A 19,570-nucleotide genomic window follows, 5' to 3' on the forward strand; every position below is an offset into this window, starting at 1 on the left:
CTTGGTGGCCGGTACACGGTGCCCCGCATTGTAGTGGCGGTGAGGGTATTGTCAAATCATTATCCTCACCGCTGGCATGAAGTTTTTTACACTGCCGACTTACACGCAGCGTCCTCCGTCGACTTCGATGCAGACGCCAGTGACGAATTGCGCTTCATCCGAGCCCAGGTAGAGGCAGGCATTGGCGATGTCCTCGGGGGTGGAGAAGCGGCCCATGGGAATGGTGGCGACGAACTTCTTGCGGTTTTCCGGGGTATCGGGCACGCCCATGAACTCGGCGAGCAGTCCGGTGGCCGAGATGACCGGGTTGACGCAGTTCACGCGGATCTTGTCGGGACCCAGTTCGGCGGCCATCGACTTGCTGGTGGTAATGACCGCACCCTTGCTGCCGTTGTACCAGGTCAGTCCCGGACGCGGACGAATGCCGGCGGTGGAGGCGATATTGACGAAGGCGCCGCCGCCGACCTGGCGGAAATACGGCACGAAGGTCTTGGCCGAGAGGAAGATGCTTTTCACGTTGACGGCATAGACGCGGTCGAATTCGTCTTCTTCCACTTCCAGCATGGGGCGGTTGCGGTGGGTGGTGCCGGCATTGTTGACCACGATGTCGAGCTTGCCGAAGTGTTCCAGGGCACTGGCCAGCAACTGATCCATGTCGGCGCGTTTGGAGACGTCGGCCCTGGCAAAGACGGCGCGGCCACCGGCGGCCTTGATTTCTTCCACTACCCGCAGGCCACCGGCCTCACCGATGTCGGCCACCACCACGGCGGCGCCTTCACGGGCGTAGACCTTGGCGATGCCTTCTCCGAAACCCGAACCGCCACCGGTGACGATGGCTACCTTGTCTTGCAAACGCATGATGTGTCTCCTTGAAAATTGCGTGTTGGATGAAGGGAAGGGGGATCAGCCGTGGCGGATGGCAATGGTCTTGAGGACCGTGAAGCCATAGAGTGCCTCGAAGCCCTTCTCGCGTCCGTGCCCGCTGGCCTTCACGCCGCCGAAGGGCAGTTCCACGCCGCCGCCGGCGCCATAGTTGTTGATGAAGACCTGGCCGCTGCGAATGGCGCGCGCCAGCCGCAGTTGGCGGCCACCGTCACGCGTCCAGACGCTGGCCACCAGGCCGTAGTCGGTGCCGTTGGCCAGGGCAATGGCCTCGGCTTCATCCTCGAAGGGCATGGCCGCCAGCACCGGACCGAAGACTTCTTCCTGCGCCAGGCGATGGCGCGGCGGGACATCGCGCAGCAGGGCCGGGGCCTGGTAGAAGCCGCCGGCCGGGGCAGCGGCGGCGATCTCGCCTTGCGCCACCAGCGCAATGCCGTCGCGCCGCGCATCCGAGAGGAAACCGGCCACGCGCTCCTGCTGGGTCTTGCGGATCAGCGGGCCACAGTCCAGGTCCATCTGCGAAGAGCCGACCTTGAGCGCAGAGAACAGTCCCGACAGACGCTCCAGCACCTGCTCATAAGCCCCGCGCTGCACCAGCAGCCGGCTGCCCGCCGAGCAGGTCTGACCGGCGTTCTGCACGATGGCATTGACCACCACCGGCAGCAGGGCCTCCATATCGGCATCCTCGAATACCACCTGCGGCGACTTGCCGCCCAGTTCCAGCGTCACGGGCGTGTGATGCTCGGCGGCCCCGCGCACGACCAGCTTGCCGACGTTGGGCGAGCCGGTGAAGGACACGTGATCCACATCCGGATGCTTGACCAGCAAGTCGCCGGCCTCGTGGCCATAACCGGTGACGATGTTCAACGTGCCCGCCGGGAAGCCGACCTCGGCGGCCAGTTCGGCCACCCGCAGAATGGACAGGCAGGCATCCTCGGCCGGCTTGACCACGCAGGTGTTGCCGGCGGCCAGTGCCCCGCCCACGCAGCGCCCGAAGATCTGCATCGGGTAGTTCCAGGGCACGATGTGAGCGGTCACGCCATGCGGCTCGCGCAAGGTCAGGACCGTATATCCGGCCTGGTAGGGAATGGTGTGGCCATGCAGCTTGTCGGCGGCACCGGCGTAGAACTCGAAGTAGCGCACGATGGCTGCGGCATCGGCGCGCGCCTGCTTCATGGGCTTGCCGCAGTCGCGGCCTTCGAGCTGGGCCAGTTCTTCCTGGTGATCTTGCAGCTTGTAGGCCAGCTTCATCAGCAGGCGGCTGCGTTCGGCGGCCGAGAGTCGCCCCCAGGGGCCTTCATAGGCAAGGCGGGCGGCTTGCACGGCCTGGTCGATATCGGCCGCATTGCCGCGGGCGATGGCCTCGAAGGTCTGGCCGTCGGAGGGATCGATGACAGGGATGCTCTCGCCGGAGGCGGGAGCGACCCAGCGATTGTCGATGAAGTGCTGCTGCATGGCGGTGGGGTCCTTGGGGTGCGGTTCACTGGAAGGGCAGGGCAACGCAGGCGGCAGGGCGGCATGCAAGGCGAGCGCAGAGAGCGCCGGACCAGTGGTCCGGGCATGGCCTGGCAGGGGCGTGTCTCCTGATGTCTTGTGTTGAACTGCTGTTTTGGTGGTGACCGAATCTAAGCCGGTACGCGGAAGATGTCAAATGAATTTACTGCTTTGCTGACTGCCTGTAGCCTGCCGCTGGCGGTGAGGATGACAAATCCGCTACCATGCGCCATGTCGTTTCTGTCACCTTGCCACTGTCCTGGAGGGTCGATGCCTTTATCGAGCAAGTCTGCGCGCCCCGGCGCTTCCAATGAAATCCTGAGCCTGGCTGCGGCCGGCCTGGGACCGGTGCGTCCGGAACGCTTCGCTGAACGGGTCTATGAAACCTTGTTCCATGCCATCGTCGAAGGCCGCATCGCCGTCGGCAGCAAGCTGCCCTCGGAAAATGACCTGGCCACGCTGTTCGAGGTCTCGCGCCCGGTGGTGCGGCAGGCGCTGGACCGGCTGCGTGAGGATCAACTGGTGGAGTCCCTGCGCGGCTCGGGGACCTATGTGAAGGAAAAGGCGGGACTGGCCCCGGCGCGACCGGACGGCGAACCCGAGACCCGCATCGGCCACATCATGAATGGCCTGGAACTGCGCCTGGTGCTGGAACCGGAATGCGCCTACATGGCCGCCCTGCGGCGCAACAAGCAGGATCTGGAAAAACTGGATACCTTGCTGCTCGGCTTCGAGGAAGCCAACCGCGTGGGCGGCATTGCCCACCATTACGATTTCGGGTTCCATGAAGCCATCGCCCAGGCCACCGGCAACCTGCGCTTCGTGCAGGTGATGAAGACTCTGGAATACGACGTCAGCCACGCCGTCAACATGTTGCGCCACCTGATGCACATCCCGCCCTGGAAGCGCTCGCAGGATGCCATGGACGAGCACCGCCAGATCTTCGAGCTGATCCGCCAGCAGGATGCCGAGGGCGCCCGGCGGGCCATGCGCGGCCACATCGAGAACGCCCGTACGCGCATGTTCAACAGCCGGCCTGGCTTGTAGGGCTGGTTGTCATCAAAGCTGTCAATTGAATTGACTACTCAACACTCTGGCCGGAAAAACTCATCGCATGGAATTACGTCAACTGCGCTACTTCGTGGCCATCGTCGATCACGGTTCGCTCTCGCGCGCGGCGCGGGTGCTGCACATCGCCCAGCCGGCGCTGACCCAGCAGATCCGCCAGCTGGAAGACGAGATGGCGGCACAGCTGCTGCACCGCTCGGCCCAGGGCGTGATCGCCACCGATGCCGGCAAGGTCTTCTATGAGCATGCACTGGCGATCCTCAAGCAGGTGCAGGACGCCAAGCAGGCCGTGGCGCAATCCACCGACAAACCCTCGGGCACGGTGGCGCTGGGCATTCCGCAGAGCGTGTCCAATGCGCTGGCCTTGCCGCTGTTGAACGCGGTACGCTCGATCTATCCCGAGATCACCCTGCAACTGACCGAGGAATTGACTGGCAACCTCATCACCCAGCTGAAATCAGGACGCCTGAACCTGGCCGTGCTGTTCGATGATGGCCAGCTCTCTTCCTTCGCGGCCACACCCATGATCGAGGAAGAGATGATGTACATCACCCGCGCCCGATCGCAGTACGGTGTCAAGGGCCGCAAGGGGGTGCCGCTGGCCCAGGCCATCCAGGCCCCGCTGATCCTGCCGGGACTGGCCCATGGCGTGCGACCGCGCATCGAAAACCTGGTGCGTAGCCAGGGCATGAGCCTGGATAACGTCATCGAGATCAACTCGGTGGCCATCCTCAAGTCCGCCATCCTGGCCGATATCGGGGCCACCATCCTGCCGGTGGCTCCGCTCTTGGCCGACATCGAGCGCGGCGAGATGGTGGCGCATCGCATCGCCGGAGAACAGATCTCGCGCACCCTGGTGTTGTGCGCTTCCCGCAATATCCCCCTCACCACCGCCGCCGCTGCAGTAGAAAAGCTGGTGCTGGATGTGACGGACGCACTGTGCCGCTCAGGCCAGTGGGGGCATACGCGGGTGCTGGAACGTGAATAAAACTGAATGAGCCCCCCGGTTTTTCGGTATGAAAATTCAGATTTTTTGATGAATTGCTGAAAATAACTGCCGAGCTGGCGGCATCGGTTACACTGGTGGCGACCCCGGTTGTCCTTGAGCCCCCCGCCTACAGAGGACGCCGCCGATGCGCTTGGGGGCGCATCCTCTGCATCGCTTGCCGCGATGTCATCAACACCAGCCCGCAGGGGCGAGCGAATCCGCATGAATCCTTTCACCGCCAGCATCGCGCTGGCCATCGTTCAGTTTTGCAGTGGCGTGATCATGACCGGCCTGTTCATCAGCACGCCGTCAGAACGCTTCACGCGGCTGTGGGCGTTGTCGGGGGTATTTTCGGCGCTGGGTATCTGCATTACCGTCGGGGTGTACGCGGGGCTGGCGGGCAACCTGCGTTTGCTCGGTCTGCTGGTGGGCAACACGCTGGTCTTTTCGTCGGGCATCGTGGCCTGGTGCGGCCTGCGCAGTTTCTACCAGCGCCAGTCGGGTGGCTGGCCGCATTGGCTCATCATCGTCTATGTTCTGCTCTTCGTCGCACTGCTCATCGGCGGCGCCGACTTCACCCATCGTTCCTACCTCGCCGTGGGCGGGCTGCAGCTGGTGTTCTGCCTGGTGCTGCATGAATTCTTCAAGGGTCTGTCCGGCCCGCTGGCACGGCGCTATCCGCGCTGGACCTTTGGCCGCTGGATCGGTATGGCTGCCTTGCTCATTCTCAGCGCCACTCATGTGAGCCGGCTGCTGCTTTCGCTGTCGCATCCGGAACTGTTCATGCCGCCCCAGATGCGCATGCTGGGCGTGGCCCTGATCTACCTGATTCCCATCAGTGGCACCTTGCTGCTGTCGGTGTCGCTGATGATGATCTACTTCGAACGCCTGCTGGCCGACAAGCAGCGCCTGGCCACCGAAGATGAACTGACCGGCACCCTCAACCGCCGCGAGCTGGTGCGCTGCGGCGAACAGGCCCTGGCCCAGGCGGTGCAGGGCGGGCGGGTGCTGACGCTGGCCTTCATCGACGTGGACCATTTCAAGCGCATCAACGACACCCACGGCCACCTGGTCGGCGATCGCGTACTGGCCGACATCGGTGCCTTGCTGCGTGAGCACTGTGGCCAGAGGGGCATGGTCGGGCGCTACGGCGGCGAGGAATTCTGCGCGGTCTTCCCGGACGGGGCCGAGGAAGAAGGGCGCCGGATCGCCCAGCACCTGCTGGAAACCGTGTGCAGTCACGACTTCGGCCATGGACAGACGGTCACCATCAGCGTCGGGCTGGCCGTCTTGCGGCCGGGTTGTGCCAAGAGCTGGGATGCCCTGGTGCACGAAGCCGACCAGGCCCTGTATCGCGCCAAGAGTGAAGGGCGCAATGCCTTCCGCATGGCGCTGGCGGCCTGATCGAGTCACGTTGCTTCAGAAGAAATCCCGGCTGCGCGGTTGCAGCTCGCCCAGCAGATGGGTCCAGTCTTCCAGACGTCCGGCCACCAGATGGCGCACCTCGCCCTGGCACTGCCAGCTGCCATACACCCCCAGCAAGCGCGCATTCAAGACCTCGCTGCGCTGCCGCTCCAGCACGGCAGGCCAGATGATCACATTGGCCGAGCCGGTTTCATCCTCCAGCGTCATGAAGATCACACCCTTGGCCGTGCCCGGGCGCTGGCGCACCGTGACGATGCCGCAGCAGCAGGCGAACTGGCGATTCTGCAAGCCGTTGAGATCGGCCACGCTCATGAAGCGGCGCCGCCGCAGGGTCTCGCGCAGCAGCGCCAGCGGATGGCGGCGCAGGGTCAGGTTCATGGCGCGGTAGTCGTCGATGATCTGGTCGCCTTCGCCGGGCGCTTCCAATTGAACTGCATCATCTCCGCGTGGCGCCGTGCGCAGCAGGTCACGATCAGGTACTGCGCCCACGGCATGCCACAGCGCGGCGCGCCGGTGGCCGGCCAGTTCACGCAAGGCGTCGCCTGCCGCCAGGGCCTGCAGGGCGTGGCGGTCCAGCGCAGCGCGCCGGGCCAGGTCATCGACATCGGCAAAGGGCCGTTCTCTGCGGGCTTCTTCGATGCGCTGCGCCGCCTGTTCCGGCATGCCGCGCAACAGGCTCATGCCCAGCCGCACCGCAGGCCGCGCATGCCCTGTGGAATCCAGCTCCAGGATGGATTCCCAGCGACTGCGCAAGACATTGACGGGCAGCACTTTCACCCCATGCCGACGCGCATCCTGGATCAACTGCGAGGGCGAGTAGAAGCCCATGGGCTGGCTGTTGAGCAGGCCGCACAGGAAGGCTTCCGGCTCATGGCATTTGAGCCAGCTGCTGAAATAGGTCAGCAGGGCAAAGCTGGCGGCATGGCTCTCGGGGAAACCGTATTCGCCGAAACCCTCGATCTGGTTGAAGATGCTTTCGGCGAATTCGCGGGAATACCCATTGTCGGTCATGCCCAGCACCAGCCGTTCATGGTGCGGACCCATGCCGCCCTTGCGCTTCCAGGCGGCCATGGAGCGGCGCAGGTCATCGGCTTCGCTGGGCGAATAGCCGGCCGCCTCGATGGCCACATCCATCACCTGTTCCTGGAAGATCGGGATGCCCAGGGTGCGCTCCAGCACCTTCTTGATCTTGCCGCTCTTGCGGGTGTTGTCCGGGTAGTCGAAGCTGCCGCCCTCGCGCACCAGTTCACGCCGCCGCAGATAGGGGTGAACCATGCCGCCCTGGATCGGACCGGGCCGCACGATGGCCACCTGCACCACCAGGTCGTACTGGGTGCGCGGCTGCATGCGCGGCAGCATGCTCATCTGGGCCCGGCTCTCGATCTGGAATACGCCGATGGTATCGGCCTTGCAGATCATTTCGAAGGTGGCCGGGTCTTCGCGGGGGATGTCGTGCATCTGCATCACCTGCGGCAAGCCGCGCCGCAGGCTCACCAGTTCCAGCGAACGGCGCAGGGCGGTCAGCATGCCCAGTGCCAGCACGTCGACCTTGAGCAGTCTGAGCGACTCCAGGTCATCCTTGTCCCATTCGATGACGGAACGGTCTTGCATGGCTGCCTTCTGGATCGGCACCAGCCGTGACAACTGCCCGCGCGCGATCACGAAACCGCCGGTGTGCTGCGACAGGTGGCGCGGGAAGCGCAGCAGTTTGCCGGTAATGCTGGCCCACAGCCCGATCTGCGGCAATTCGGGGTCCAACCCGGCTTCGGCAAAGCGGGCCAGCAATTCTTCCCGGCTGTCGAACCAGTGCTGCGACTTGGCCACCGTATCGACGATGGCCGCATCCACCCCCAATGCCTTGCCGACCTCGCGCAAGGCCCCGCGTGGCCGGTAGCTGTGCACGGCGGCGGCCAGCGCGGCGCGGCGACGGCCGTACTTGCGGTAGATGTGCTGGATGACTTCTTCGCGGCGCTGGTGCTCGAAGTCGACATCGATGTCGGGCGGTTCCTCGCGCTTTTCGCTGATGAAGCGGGCAAACAGCAGCCGGGTGGAAGTCGGATCGACTTCGGTCACCCCCAGGCAGTAGCATACCGCCGAGTTGGCCGCCGAGCCGCGTCCCTGGCAGAGGATGCCGCGTGAACGGGCGAACTTGACCAGGTCGTAGACGGTCAGGAAATAAGCTTCATATTCCTTTTTGGCGATCAAGGACAGTTCCATCTCGATCTGTTCGCGCACCTCGCCAGGAATCCCCTGTGGATAGCGTTTGACGGCACCGGCCAGGGTTTCCTGACGCAGGTAGTCGGCCGGGCTCATGCCCAGCGGCACCAGCTCGTCAGGATATTCATATCGCAATTCCGCCAGGCTGAAATGGCAATCGGCCGCCACTGTCAGGGTCTGGGCCAGCGTCGCCGGGCTATGCACCAGCGAGAGCCGCATGCGCGGGCGCAGGTGTTGTTCGGCATTGGGGGCCAGGGCCAGTCCGCATTCCTGCACCGGCTTGCCCAGGCGGATGGCGGTGACCACGTCCTGCAGGTATTTGCGTGACCGCTGGTGCATCTGCACGTCGCCCACCGCTACCAGCGGCAGGCCATGCCGGCGCGCCGCTGCGTCCAGCGCGGCGCGGTGCAGGTCGTCCAGAGGGCGATACAGCCGCGTCATGCCGACCCAGGAACGACCGGGTGCCAGGGTGGAGAACCAGCGCAGTTGGGCATCCAGCGTCTCTTCGTTGGCCGGATAGTCCGGCACCAGGATCAGCTGGCAATCGGGCAGGGCACGCAGGTGCGACAAGGCGGGCGGAGGCTGGCTCAGATCCTCCGGTGACAGCAGGTAGCGGCCTTTCTCGGCGCGGGTGCGGGCCAGGGTGATGAGTTCGCAGAGGTTGCCATAGCCTTCGCGGTTCCTGGCCAGCGCCACCAGGGTCATGGCGGCCAGGGGATGGGCCGGATTTTCCTGGAGGGCCGTGAAACGAAAGCTGCTGCCGATGAGCAGCTTGAAATCCTTGGCCTTGCCGCGTTCGAACTGCTCAATCCAGGCGGCATGGGCGCGCACCACACCCGCCATGCTGCATTCATCGGTGATGGCCAGGGCACGGTAGCCCAGCTCGATGGCGCGTTCTACCAGTTCCTGCGCATGCGAGGCGCCGTGCAGGAAGCTGAAGTTGGTGCGGCAATACAGTTCGGCATAGTCGGGCAGAGCGGTTTGCATGCGTTTCTCCTAGCCAAACAAGCCGTGCAGGAACCACTGCGGTTCTTCATCGGACCACTCGCCGCCACGCCACTGGCGGAAGATCCAGTAATAGGCGTGGCCGGCATCGCGCGCCGTGAAGTAGTCGCGCGTCAGGGGCCGGCCTTCCCACCAGCCGGCTTCGATGCGTTCGGGCGGCGAGGTGAATTCCAGTGCACTCCGATAGAAGGGCTTGTGCTGCTGTACCCGCAGCGGCAGGGGTTCCTGCAGCAGCCACAGCGGGCGTGGCGGCAGCCGTGCCGGATCGCTGCCCAAGGGCGCGGGCAGGCTGGCGGCGGACTGCATCACGCTGCACCAGCGGTTGGCGATCTCGGGCCGGTGATCGGCGCGTGGCGCGGCCTGCTGTACCTTGTCCGCGCCCAGCCGCGCTACCAGCAGCTCCAGCAGGCGCTGGTGATCCTCGGCACTGCCGCCGGGCTCGGGGAAGAGCATCTCGCTGGCGGCTTGCCGGCTTTCCAGTTCATCGGCGGCCAGGCCCAGGGCGATGGCCGGGGCGGGCAGTAAGGAGCGGGCCAGTTTTTCCTTGACCAGGGTGTGCAGATGGTCTTCCTGCCAGGCCGGCACCGATAGCGCCACCTGCAATTCGGTAGGAGGGACCGCCTGGCGTCCGCGTTCATGTTCCAGCCACAGACGCAGTTTCTTGATGGCCAGCTGACGCGCGGCCAGCCAGCCGGCCAGTTGCGCCAGCAAACCCTGGGCATAGGCGGCCAGGACGTCGGTCTGCTCGATGCGGTCCGGCAGCTCCACCCGGGCCTGGAAGCTGGGTGGAGCCACGATCCAGTCATGGACTTCGGGGGCAGCGCCATAGGCCCGGTCCAGCATGAGCAGCAGGTCCTTGCCGCAGCGGCGCTGCAATCCGGCGCGGGGCAGGCGTCGCACCTGGCCGAGCTGGCGGCAGCCCAGTCCGTGCAGCCATTCCAGATGGGGGCGCGCAGCGCTGAGCAGTACTACCGGCAGCCGGTCCAGGCGCCGTTGCAGGGATGTCGGGCCCAGGGTGCGCACGTAGCCGTAGCGTGCCAGCAGCCAGGCCCCGGTCGCCGTGACGGCGCAGGACAGGATGGCCGACAGGCCCAGCCGGGCGATGGTCACGCGGATCTTGCGGCACAAGGCGCGGATGCCGCCGAACAGGCGCAGGCTGGCGCCCACCTCCAGCAGGATGCACGCCTCTGCGGCCAGCGTGACCTGGGGCGTGTATTGCAGCAGGGCCAGGGCGGCCTGCTGCAGCGTGGTGTCTTCGCGCAAGGTGTCGCGCTCGTGCAGATGGGCCTCGGGAGCCAGCAATTGCACGCCGCCGCGCCGCATCCCTTCCTGCACGCCCAGCCCCCGCGCCGGCGCTGTCAGCGCGGTCACGCGGTCGCGCTCGAAGACCACGGCGGGGGCCTCATCCAGCCAGTTCGGACGGAAGACTTCCAGCGGCAGCAGTGGCAGGTGTACGGCGATCCACAGGGGAGACATGGCGTTGCAGATTCGGTGAAGGCAGCAAAGGGAGAAACAGGCTCTGTTCGCGCAGGGGGCCGCGACGCTTGAGAAAACCGATCTCCAGTCCGTCACGCGCCGACTTGAGCGTCAGCCGCAGGGGCGCGGGTGAAGGTTCGCGGGCGCAGGACAGGGGCCGCAGCATGAAGAACAGGGTCTGCCCGGCCTGGGCCGCCCCATGCAGGCGCCGCAGCAGGTCGTGGTCACCCTTGCGCAGGCGCGGCTGCCACATCAGCAGGACCTGGCAACTGTCGGCCCGCAGCACCTGCTCGGCGGCCCAGCAGGCATCGGCCGCATGAGCGGCCTGCAACTGCAGCAGCCGTGCGGCCTCCACCCCCATCTGCGCCCAGCCGGGCGCATTGATCGGGTGCGGCGCCTGCAGCAGCACAATGCGCTGCGCGCGCGTCCGGTGCTGGTCACTGGTCGGTGGACGCGCCAGCACCGGGCGCAACAGGCGCAGTTCGCCGATGCCGTCCTGCGGCAACAGCAACTCGATCAATACGCCGGGTGGCCAGCCACGTTCGGGCAGTTCGGCATCGAGCGCTTCAAAACCGCTGGCGATCCCGCGCGCACCTCCTCTTGCCAGCTGGGAGGCCAGCCAGAGCGAAGGGTGGATGATTTCCGGAGTGCGAACCGGAGAGGCGGAGGTCAACATGAAATGAACGGGAGGACGCTGAATGCAGGAAAAACAAATGACTGTATAAATATACAGTAAAATTTTTGAGGTGTGACAAAAACTGTCTTCACGTCATGAGCCATCAGGAAAATGAAATTTGCTTCAGGCAATCTCTGCAAATGTCATCAATCCCGAAGATCGATATCCAAAACACAAGCTCATCTTCAAGTTTTCCTACATGTCTGACGGCCATTGCTGACATGGGCTGGGGAGCTCTTCCGATAGTGAGTATCGGTGAGGCTTTTTACACTGCAGACGTGGACAAGAAGTTGGGTTGCCACCCACATGCTCGCGCAGGGCAGTAGGGCGGGTGGATGGCAAATGTCTGCTCCATTCGATCCATTCGATCATCCAAGACAAGGAGTCACACATGGCAAATTCAGAGAATCCGGGCAACAGCAATCGCGGCTTTGCCGCCATGGACAAGGAGAAACAGCGTCAGATCGCCAGCATGGGAGGCAAGGCTGCCCATGCCAAGGGGGCGGCGCATGAGTTCAGCTCGGCCGAAGCCCGGGAAGCCGGACGCAAGGGTGGCCTGAACAGCCATGGTCGCAAGAACGCTGCAGCGGCAGCGGCGGCAGCGCAGAATGGCAGTGGCGGCAACGGCGCCGCGAGCTCTGCTCCAGCGCAGATGCACCAGAGCACACCGCAAGAGGGCAATGGCGCCCTCCAGCAACCCCAGCAGTCGGACAGCACCCCGCAGCAGCAAGGCTGAAAGGAAAGAACCCGGCCGCCTCAGGCAGCGGGCGCAGTACGGTGCAGAACATCAAAAAATATCAAAAAATATCAAGAACAGGGCCCAGGCTCGTACCGTCAGTGCAAGAAGCTGATAACAAGAAAACGAAAGGCGCGGACAGCGCCTTTTTTGTTGTTTCTGCCCGCAGAGGGCCGGTTGCGCCTCAGTGCCGCGCCAGATCATCCATCATCGGCACCAGCGCCAGCAGGAACAGCCCGGCCGCCAGCGGCATGGTCGCCACGAAACCCAGGGCCTTGAAACCGAAGGCCCCGGTCACGCCCCCCAGGAAGAACATCAGCAGCAACGAGGACAGCAGCATGAACTTGCGTCGTGCGCCGGGCACGGGATCTTCCGCCATCGCTTCGCCGGGCTGGCGCGGCGCCAGGGTCCAGTAGCACATCTTGCCGATCTCGATGCCGATGTCGGTCACCAGCCCCGTGACGTGGGTGGTGCGAATCTCCGAGCGGGAGATCTTGCTGATCATGGCATTTTGCAGGCCCATCACGAAACACAACAGGGCCGCCGTGACCGGCACGAACAGCAAGCGGTGATTCTCCAGGTTGGAACCCAGGATGCCGAAGCACAGCAACAGCATCGCCTCCAGCATCAGCGGCATGGCATATTCGCTGTGCAGGCCACGGCGCCTTGCCCAGTTGATCATGATCGCCGAACAGGCCGCCCCCAGCAGGAAGGACAGCAAGGCACTGGCGCCGGCCACCAGCAGCAGGGTTTCCCCCAGCACCAGGTTGTCGGCCAGCGAGGAGACAATGCCCGACATGTGAGACGTGTATTGGCCCACCGCGAGAAAGCCCCCGGCATTGACGGCGCCGGCGATGAAGGCCAGCGAGCGCCCCAGGTGGCGGTTGGAGAGGTCGGTGCGCGCCGGGCTGGTGAGGCGGCGCAGGTAATCGATGGGCATGACGGATCCAGACGTAGAGGCAAGCACACCAGGCGGCAGCATCCCCAGGTCGCCGGTTCGTCGCGCTCACGCTGGAGAGGGAGTCGCTTGTCTTCGCCCATTCCTGCGCAGATCGACGGTGGCGTCTTGCTGCCTTTGCCTTCAGTGTTTCTTATGCTGACAAGAATACTTCTTCCTGGCCCGATGCGGTGAAGGATGCAGCAATGCCTGACCTGAGTCAGGGGGGCGGGTGTTGTTGTCGGGGGCGATGAACAAAAAAAAGACCGCCTGGGGGAGGCGGCCTGAGGGGGAGGGATATAAGACGCCGAGGATCGGGGGAATCTTCGGAGAATTTCTGCTTATGAAAACGACTCGTGGGGATAAACCGATGGGGGATGGACTGTATTCATGACATGACGGAGGGGGACGTTCATGTCGGAATGTGAGGTCCTCGGTTTCGAGTACGTTGAAGACATGGTAGCGGTGCGCTGCAAAAAAGAGCATCGGACAGTGCCCAATTAATGCGTAGGAAAACGCCTACACCGCAAGCGCTCCCATGCCGCCCAAAGCCGCACCGGCTCTAGCCATGGCCGATATTGACCTGGTGCATGTCGGCATTGTGCACTTCCGGCAGTTCGTAGTCGCCAGATGGCGACACTTGCGGCGCCGGACGCACCGGCGCTGCCGGCAGCGAAATTTCCGCCAGCGGTGATTTCAGCCGCTGCGCAAAAAGCGCTCATCGATTCTTACATCGGTCATTGGCGCTGTCTGATGCAAGCCGTTCCACTTCATGACTAAAGTGAAAGCATGACGGCCCGGCGCGGGTCGCAAGCAGATTTCTCATCCATCCAGTAAAGGAGCCCTTCATGCAGCCTATCCAGATCCTTCATCCTCGCCTGCAAGCCCGTACCGGTCGTCGCCTGATCGGCGCCGGCGTCCTGATGCTGGCCGGTGCCGCCCTGTCCTTGAACGCCGTCGCCGAATCGGTCAACAGCAAGGATAAAAGCTTCATGACCAATGCCGCCGAGGCAGGCCATGCCGAAATCGAAGCCAGCAAGATCGCGCTGGAAAAAAGCAGCAACCAGGCCGTCAAGGACTACGCCCAGAAGATGATCGACCAGCACACCACGGTCGATGAACAGCTCAAGCAACTGGCTTCCAGCAAGGATGTCACCTTGCCCACCGAACCCAGCATGGCCCAGCGCGCCAAGATCGCCATCCTGGACAAGCTCTCGGGCCATACCTTCGACAAGCGCTATGCCAGCATGATCGGCGTATCCGCCCATGAGGATGCGGTCAAGCTGTTCCAGAAGTCCTCCAAGCAAGCGCAAGACCCGGATGTGAAGAACTTCGCCACCAAGACCCTCCCGGGACTGCAGGAACACCTGAAAATGGGCCGCGAACTGAAGCAGAGCATGGATGCCGCCAAGAAACAAGCGAATGAATGAGTGACATCTTCTTCAGTCAACCGTGCGTCGCAATGAAATAAAACTTCCTTTGCGACGCTGATCGACTAAGCTGAAGGCAGCCCTGCTTCCGACCCTTCGTCATGACGTCCCCCACGCCCCGTGCGCCCTGGAGACTTGCCATGAAACACTTCGCCAGATCTGTCCAACAGCAGCAAGCCGGTCATTTCATGCCGCGTGTCGCCAAGCTGGACAAGCACAAATATGTCGCCTACATCGATACCCGGATCGATGAACTCTGGCACATGGATCTGCACGACCTGGGCACACAACCGGTGCGCATCTGCAAGAAGCGCAAGGCGGCAGAGAAGGCCGCCCTGGCCTTGCTGGCCGAGGCCATGCACAGGTACCAGGGAGAACAGACAAGGTAGCTCGCCCACGCGGACCAGCCTGCGGGCAGGCATTCCAGATGGTCTTGGTGCCGTCCGGCTCGAACCGGGCGGCCTTGCTGTTTCTACGGCATCCGGATTTCAGCCAATTCCTTCACGCTGCATGGTCTGGCTTCATGCGAAATCCGGCGCCAGCCCAAAAAAATCGAGGGGAGCGCCCCTCGATTTTAATTTTCCTTCATATCGCCTTGAAACCGCCCTCAGCCGTCACTTTGCGCCGATTCTCCGTGGGCCACGGCAAAGGCTTCATTTTCATGATCGGGCGGCGCGGCGGGAGCACGGCCCTTGTCGGACAGTTGCGGCTTGCCGCTTGCCGTTGAGGCAGAAGCGTCCGTGGCACTGCCGACGGGCTGCTGGCGCTGTTCACGGCGCTGCTGCTCATCCAGCAGTTTCATGAATTCATTGTTGAAGGCCGCAATATCGGCGGGTTTGCGCGAGGAGACGAAGTTTTCGTCCCGCACCACCTCCTGGTCGACCCATTGGCCGCCGGCATTCTTGAAGTCGTCCTGCAGGCTGGGCCAACTGGTGACCGTGCGGCCCTTGGCGATACCAGCCGAAATCAGCAGCCAGCCGCCGTGGCAGATGGAGGCGATGGGCTTTTCCGCGTCGTTGGCGGCGCGCACGAAATTACGCGCCTCGGGCAAGAGGCGCATGGCGTCGCCGTTGACCACGCCACCGGGCAGGAGCACGGCGGAATAATCGGCCGGGTTGGCCGCATCCAGGCGCCCATCGACACTGACGACCTCGCCCTTGTCGACATGCTTGAAGCCTTGGACGCTGTCACTCTTGTCGGAGAGGATGTGGACGGTGGCACCGGCAGCCTCCAGGGCCTTCTTGGGTTCCAGCAGTTCGGCCTGCTCGAAGCCGTCGGTCACCAGGACGGCGACTTTCAACTGGTTGTAGCGATTGCTCATCATGCTTCTCCCTTCAAAAAAGAAAGGCGGCCGGCATGCACCGGCCGCCCCTGCAAATGGGACGGGCGGACAGGAATCAGCCCGCTTTGGGTGTGTTCTGCTTGACCCGGTGGCTATTCTGATGGTCGTCCCTGGCCTTTTCCATCTCGGGTGCCTTCTCGATGCGGGTGATGTTGGAGGTGGCTACCGGATCACTGCCAGGAAAGCTCATCTCATTGGCTTCATCCAGGGCCACTTCGGACGGGGTGTCGTACTGGTTGGGACGATGATTCTTGTCGGATTTGCTTGCGCTCATGCTGTTCTCCTTCTGTTCTGATGGACAGGGCCGAGCTCTGCATCAGTGGGTGCGGCCCGTGAAAGACAGCTTACTGCGTGCGCCTTTGCCTCCCTATAAGCGGGCGGCGCAACCGTACGTAAGAATGCGCGAGGCGGCCGGGACTCAGGGCCAGGGCGCCGGGGTGACCTCTTCGAATTGCCCCGGCTGTGCACTGGCTGCGGGAATGCCGTCGGGTTTGCGGCCCGGGTGCAGCATGCTGCCGGTAATCAGTTCCAGCTCGCGTTCGGCGGCGATGAAGGCACTGTCCTGCAGCGGCTGATCGGTCACCGGCCAGTGCGCCATGGCCCAGCGCTTGTAGTCCTCGAAGCGGGCGCGTAGTTGCGCTGCGTATTGCTCTCGTTGCTGTTCGATGGCGTTCATGCTCATCCTCCCTGCATGGCAATGAGGCTTTCCTTGACCTTGGCCAGGCCGAACCGCCAGATTTGCTCCATCTTGATGTGCGGCATGACCGGCAGTTCCGACGGATCGATGAACACATCCAGTACTGCCGGGCCGGGCGCGGCCAGCAATTGCTGCAGGCTTTCCTGCAACTGCTCGGGCGTGCGGGCGGTAAAGCCCTGGCCGCCGCAGGCGCGGGCGAAGGCGGCGAAGTCGGCATTGGGGAATTCTGAACCTTCGAAGGCGGGCAGGCCGGCTTCTTCCATCTCCAGATGCACCAGGCCCCATTCGCGGTTGTTGAAGACAATCACCTTCACCGGCAATCTGTGCTCCACGCTGGTCATGAATTCGCCCAGCAGCATGGTGAAGCCGCCATCACCCACGGCCACGATCACCTGCCGTTCACGGTCCAGGGCCTGGATGCCGTTGGCCTGGCCCAAGGAAGTGCCGACCGCTGCATTGTTGAACGAGGCCAGCAGGCGTTGCTGGCCACGCTGGCGGATCCAGTTGCCGCACCAGAGCGTGACCACGCCGGTATCGATGACGAAGCGGGCATCGTCCTCGGCCAGGTCGCTCACGGCACGGGCCACGCTTTGCGGTTTGATCTTCTTGTGATGGCGCTTGATCTCGGCGGCGTTATCGAGCTTGCTGTTCCAGCGTTCGCGGTCGGCATTGGTCTTTTGCAGGAAACTGCCATCGGTCTTGCCCTCGACCTGCTCTAGCAAGGCCCGCACGGCCGGACCGACCGAGCCGGTGATGCCCAGCGTGACCGGGGCGCGGCGACCCAGCACGAAACTGCGTTCGTCGATCTGGATTACCTTGGAGCGGGTGGGCAGGAATTCCGAATAGGGATAGTCCGAGCCCAGCATCAGCATCACCTCGGCCGCATGCAGGGCATCGGTGCCGGGCGCGCCACCGATGAGGCCGACGCCTCCGATCCAGTGCGGATGGTCGTACGCCACCAGGTCCTTGCCCCGGAAAGTGTGCATGACCGGCGCCTGCAACTTGCTTGCCAGCGCCAGCACCTGGTCGATGGCACCCCGGCAGCCATGGCCGGCAAAGATGGCGACCGATCCGGCGGCATTGATCAGTTCAGCGGCGGCGGCAATGTCGGCGGGCGGCGGTGCCAGTTCACTGCGCTCGCGCAGCGTAGCAATACTGGGCACGGTGCCGCTGAGCCTGGCGCCGATGATGTCTGCAGGAATGTTCAGGTGTGCTACGCCGCGTTGCGCATAAGCCTGGGCAATGGCCTGATGGAACACGGCTGGCGCCTGTTCTGCACTGGTGACGACCTGGCTGTAGGCGGCGACGTCACGGAACAGCATGTCGGGTGAATTTTCCTGCAGATAATCGGTGCCGCGCCGCGCTGCCGGCACGCCTCCCGAGATGGCCAGTACCGGCGCGTGGTCCTTGCGGGCTTCGTAAAGTCCGGCGACCAGATGGTTGGCACCGGGGCCGGTGGTGCCGCAGCAGACGGCCAGGCGGCCGGTCAGTTTGGCCTGTCCGGCGGCGGCCAGGGCGGCACCTTCCTCGTGGCGTACACCGATCCATTCGATACGCTTGTCGCGACGGATGGCGTCGGTCAGAGGATTCAAGGCATCACCGACAACACCGAAGATCTGGCGTACGCCGATGTCGTAGAGGGTGTCGATGAGGATGTCTGCAACGGTGGCGGGCATGGCGACTCCATGAAGAGGAAAGAGGACGGAATCGCCCAAGAGTAAGTCCAGGCAGGCCCCGCCCAGTATCGGCAAGAGCGGTAAATCCTTGTAGGAGAAGACCCGTGGCGGCGCTGCCAGGCGGCAATGTCCTACACGATCTTCATCTTCCTGCCGACTGTGGTGGCAGAGGGTCGACTTCATAATCCACTTCAACTTGAGGGGCCGGCCGATCCGGACCGTCTGCAACCTGACAGAGTACGCCCCACCCGCCGTGACATGAACAACAAGAAGGATTTGGCCAGTGCCATGAATACCATCCGCCACCGCACCTCACTGACCCAGCTGTTGACCCACCCCCTGCAGGCCGCGATGCCGGCCCTGATGCCGCAGGCGCCAGCCGCTCAGCCGCGCAAGCTGCCTGCCGCCCTGGTGGAGCGCCTGCTGGAGCAGGAAGGGCAGCGCGGCCTGCGCCATCTCGATCTGCCCTGTGCCACTTTCAACGCCCCTCAGCCGGCAGCGCATCGCGCGGCCACCTTCAGCTATCCGCTGCACATCGACCGTGCCAGCATTGACGCCTTGCCCGCCGCCTGCGGTGTCTACATCCTGCGCGGTGTGGATGACGAGGCCCTGTATGTGGGACGCAGCGTCAATCTGCGCAGCCGCGTGCTGGCTCATCTGCACAGTCACGAGGAACAGTACCTGATCGGCCGCACGCGCCGTATCGAATGCCGTCGTACGGCCGGTGAGCTGGGCGCGGCCCTGCTGGAGAACTGCCTGCTGCACGATCTGCGTCCTTCCCACAACAAGAAGCCGCGCACCAGGCGTGGCCTGTTCACGCTGCGGCTCAGTCCTGCGGGCCAGCCCTGGGTGGCGCAGGTGGATGAGCGCCACTTCAGTCGGGCCGAGAACCTCTTCGGCATCTATACCAGCGAGCGCGCCGCCCGGGAAGCGTTGAACAAGCTGGTCGAGCGCCACGGTCTGTGCTCCATCGTGACGGGGCTGGAACAGGCCGATGGCATCGGCATGGCCTGCTTCGGTCGTCAGATCCGTCGCTGCCGGGGCGCCTGCACCGGGGAGGAATCCCATGAACAGCACCAGCATCGCCTGATGCAGGCGCTGGAAGACTTGCGCATCCTGCCTTGGCCTTACGCCGGTCCGATGGGACTGGTGGAGCAGGGCGATGGCTGGCAGCAGCTGCATGTCATCGATCATTGGCGTTATCTTGGGTCGCTGGACCGTGACCATCGGCAACTGATCCGCCGTCCGGCCGCCAGCCTCAAGGGTTTTGACCTGGAAAGCTACAAGCTGGTCATTCAGCCTTACCTGCTGGGGCAGCTGGAATTGCGTCCGCTGCCGGGCCTGCCGCTGGCGCAGAGTTGAAGCAGGTCTGTGCCGGGCCGGGTGTCTTCGGCGGGCGGGCCTGGTCGGCTGTTCTGGACCCCGTCTGTTTGAATTCCACCGTTTTTCTGCGTTTTCTCCATTCGATCTGATGCAACGACGACTTCCTCATCCTGTAGCGGCTATCCTGCTGCTTGCTCC

At 63.8% G+C, this 19,570-nt stretch carries 17 protein-coding genes; 7 read left to right on the plus strand and 10 right to left on the minus strand.

Annotated elements, in window-relative coordinates; all coding sequences use genetic code 11:
- Positions 1-99: 99 nt before the first annotated feature.
- Complete coding sequence (locus GWL_RS08045) at positions 100-858, minus strand: SDR family oxidoreductase (RefSeq protein ID WP_008328589.1); 759 nt, start codon at positions 856-858, stop codon at positions 100-102.
- A 45-nt stretch (positions 859-903) separates the two neighbouring features.
- Entirely contained in the window at positions 904-2,337 is a 1,434-nt protein-coding gene (locus tag GWL_RS08050) for an aldehyde dehydrogenase family protein (protein ID WP_008328591.1), read from the minus strand.
- A gap of 309 nt (positions 2,338-2,646) precedes the next feature.
- Here GWL_RS08050 and GWL_RS08055 point away from each other — a divergent pair, with 309 nt between their 5' ends.
- The 3 genes from GWL_RS08055 to GWL_RS08065 all read left to right on the plus strand — a co-directional run bounded on the left by GWL_RS08055 (position 2,647) and on the right by GWL_RS08065 (position 5,836).
- Positions 2,647-3,423, plus strand: a complete 777-nt coding sequence (locus GWL_RS08055) for a FadR/GntR family transcriptional regulator (protein ID WP_008328596.1) — start codon at positions 2,647-2,649, stop codon at positions 3,421-3,423.
- Between the two features lie 67 nt (positions 3,424-3,490).
- Positions 3,491-4,432 (plus strand): LysR substrate-binding domain-containing protein, encoded by a 942-nt coding sequence (locus GWL_RS08060; protein ID WP_008328597.1) that lies wholly within the window; start codon positions 3,491-3,493, stop codon positions 4,430-4,432.
- A 222-nt stretch (positions 4,433-4,654) separates the two neighbouring features.
- Positions 4,655-5,836, plus strand: a complete 1,182-nt coding sequence (locus GWL_RS08065; protein WP_008328600.1) for a diguanylate cyclase — start codon at positions 4,655-4,657, stop codon at positions 5,834-5,836.
- Between the two features lie 15 nt (positions 5,837-5,851).
- Here GWL_RS08065 and GWL_RS08070 read toward each other — a convergent pair whose 3' ends face one another.
- From GWL_RS08070 to imuA, 3 genes are read right to left on the minus strand one after another with little or no spacing between them, the layout of a single operon-like run.
- Positions 5,852-9,061: an error-prone DNA polymerase gene (locus tag GWL_RS08070; protein WP_008328601.1), complete on the minus strand. Its 3,210-nt coding sequence runs from the start codon at positions 9,059-9,061 to the stop codon at positions 5,852-5,854.
- 9 nt (positions 9,062-9,070) lie between these two features.
- The gene (locus GWL_RS08075; RefSeq protein WP_034350285.1) at positions 9,071-10,555 is read right to left on the minus strand and encodes a DNA polymerase Y family protein; all 1,485 of its coding nucleotides are present in this window, start codon (positions 10,553-10,555) and stop codon (positions 9,071-9,073) included.
- Complete coding sequence (gene imuA / locus GWL_RS08080) at positions 10,482-11,231, minus strand: translesion DNA synthesis-associated protein ImuA (RefSeq protein WP_008328604.1); 750 nt, start codon at positions 11,229-11,231, stop codon at positions 10,482-10,484. Before imuA ends, GWL_RS08075 begins: the two co-directional genes overlap by 74 nt.
- Before the next feature lie 391 nt (positions 11,232-11,622).
- On the opposite strand from imuA, the gene GWL_RS08085 reads away from it, so the two are divergent.
- Positions 11,623-11,967, plus strand: coding sequence for a KGG domain-containing protein (locus tag GWL_RS08085; RefSeq protein WP_008328605.1), 345 nt, complete (start codon positions 11,623-11,625; stop codon positions 11,965-11,967).
- Positions 11,968-12,151: 184 nt separating this feature from the next.
- Here the strand turns inward: GWL_RS08085 and GWL_RS08090 are convergent, their stop codons facing one another.
- Positions 12,152-12,907, minus strand: a complete 756-nt coding sequence (locus GWL_RS08090) for a YoaK family protein (protein WP_008328606.1) — start codon at positions 12,905-12,907, stop codon at positions 12,152-12,154.
- An 845-nt stretch (positions 12,908-13,752) separates the two neighbouring features.
- Between GWL_RS08090 and GWL_RS08095 the strand changes: the two genes are divergently transcribed.
- Both GWL_RS08095 and GWL_RS08100 read left to right on the plus strand, forming a co-directional pair.
- The gene (locus GWL_RS08095) at positions 13,753-14,334 is read left to right on the plus strand and encodes a DUF4142 domain-containing protein (RefSeq protein ID WP_008328608.1); all 582 of its coding nucleotides are present in this window, start codon (positions 13,753-13,755) and stop codon (positions 14,332-14,334) included.
- A 140-nt stretch (positions 14,335-14,474) separates the two neighbouring features.
- Entirely contained in the window at positions 14,475-14,723 is a 249-nt protein-coding gene (locus tag GWL_RS08100; protein ID WP_008328609.1) for a hypothetical protein, read from the plus strand.
- Between the two features lie 218 nt (positions 14,724-14,941).
- On the opposite strand, the gene GWL_RS08105 is transcribed toward GWL_RS08100, so the two are convergent.
- The 4 genes from GWL_RS08105 to GWL_RS08120 all read right to left on the minus strand — a co-directional run bounded on the left by GWL_RS08105 (position 14,942) and on the right by GWL_RS08120 (position 18,049).
- Positions 14,942-15,658: a type 1 glutamine amidotransferase domain-containing protein gene (locus tag GWL_RS08105; protein WP_008328611.1), complete on the minus strand. Its 717-nt coding sequence runs from the start codon at positions 15,656-15,658 to the stop codon at positions 14,942-14,944.
- Between the two features lie 73 nt (positions 15,659-15,731).
- The gene (locus GWL_RS08110; protein ID WP_008328613.1) at positions 15,732-15,950 is read right to left on the minus strand and encodes a hypothetical protein; all 219 of its coding nucleotides are present in this window, start codon (positions 15,948-15,950) and stop codon (positions 15,732-15,734) included.
- Between the two features lie 144 nt (positions 15,951-16,094).
- Entirely contained in the window at positions 16,095-16,352 is a 258-nt protein-coding gene (locus GWL_RS08115; RefSeq protein ID WP_008328615.1) for a hypothetical protein, read from the minus strand.
- 2 nt (positions 16,353-16,354) lie between these two features.
- A complete protein-coding gene (locus GWL_RS08120; protein WP_008328616.1) occupies positions 16,355-18,049 on the minus strand; it encodes a thiamine pyrophosphate-binding protein in 1,695 nt (564 codons plus the stop codon).
- Between the two features lie 288 nt (positions 18,050-18,337).
- Here GWL_RS08120 and GWL_RS08125 point away from each other — a divergent pair, with 288 nt between their 5' ends.
- Positions 18,338-19,411 (plus strand): nucleotide excision repair endonuclease, encoded by a 1,074-nt coding sequence (locus tag GWL_RS08125; RefSeq protein ID WP_237713541.1) that lies wholly within the window; start codon positions 18,338-18,340, stop codon positions 19,409-19,411.
- Positions 19,412-19,570: the final 159 nt, after the last annotated feature.

It is taken from the genome of Herbaspirillum sp. GW103, assembly GCF_000261365.1.
Classification (GTDB): domain Bacteria; phylum Pseudomonadota; class Gammaproteobacteria; order Burkholderiales; family Burkholderiaceae_D; genus Herbaspirillum.

Bases quoted from the DNA above. Each gene is read 5' to 3' on its own strand.
- GWL_RS08045 (WP_008328589.1), bottom strand. From the start codon at position 858: ATGCGTTTGCAAGACAAGGTAGCCATCGTCACCGGTGGCGGTTCGGGT.
- GWL_RS08050 (WP_008328591.1), bottom strand. From the start codon at position 2,337: ATGCAGCAGCACTTCATCGACAATCGCTGGGTCGCTCCCGCCTCCGGC.
- GWL_RS08055 (WP_008328596.1), top strand. From the start codon at position 2,647: ATGCCTTTATCGAGCAAGTCTGCGCGCCCCGGCGCTTCCAATGAAATC.
- GWL_RS08060 (WP_008328597.1), top strand. From the start codon at position 3,491: ATGGAATTACGTCAACTGCGCTACTTCGTGGCCATCGTCGATCACGGT.
- GWL_RS08065 (WP_008328600.1), top strand. From the start codon at position 4,655: ATGAATCCTTTCACCGCCAGCATCGCGCTGGCCATCGTTCAGTTTTGC.
- GWL_RS08070 (WP_008328601.1), bottom strand. From the start codon at position 9,061: ATGCAAACCGCTCTGCCCGACTATGCCGAACTGTATTGCCGCACCAAC.
- GWL_RS08075 (WP_034350285.1), bottom strand. From the start codon at position 10,555: ATGTCTCCCCTGTGGATCGCCGTACACCTGCCACTGCTGCCGCTGGAA.
- imuA (WP_008328604.1), bottom strand. From the start codon at position 11,231: ATGTTGACCTCCGCCTCTCCGGTTCGCACTCCGGAAATCATCCACCCT.
- GWL_RS08085 (WP_008328605.1), top strand. From the start codon at position 11,623: ATGGCAAATTCAGAGAATCCGGGCAACAGCAATCGCGGCTTTGCCGCC.
- GWL_RS08090 (WP_008328606.1), bottom strand. From the start codon at position 12,907: ATGCCCATCGATTACCTGCGCCGCCTCACCAGCCCGGCGCGCACCGAC.
- GWL_RS08095 (WP_008328608.1), top strand. From the start codon at position 13,753: ATGCAGCCTATCCAGATCCTTCATCCTCGCCTGCAAGCCCGTACCGGT.
- GWL_RS08100 (WP_008328609.1), top strand. From the start codon at position 14,475: ATGAAACACTTCGCCAGATCTGTCCAACAGCAGCAAGCCGGTCATTTC.
- GWL_RS08105 (WP_008328611.1), bottom strand. From the start codon at position 15,658: ATGATGAGCAATCGCTACAACCAGTTGAAAGTCGCCGTCCTGGTGACC.
- GWL_RS08110 (WP_008328613.1), bottom strand. From the start codon at position 15,950: ATGAGCGCAAGCAAATCCGACAAGAATCATCGTCCCAACCAGTACGAC.
- GWL_RS08115 (WP_008328615.1), bottom strand. From the start codon at position 16,352: ATGAACGCCATCGAACAGCAACGAGAGCAATACGCAGCGCAACTACGC.
- GWL_RS08120 (WP_008328616.1), bottom strand. From the start codon at position 18,049: ATGCCCGCCACCGTTGCAGACATCCTCATCGACACCCTCTACGACATC.
- GWL_RS08125 (WP_237713541.1), top strand. From the start codon at position 18,338: ATGAATACCATCCGCCACCGCACCTCACTGACCCAGCTGTTGACCCAC.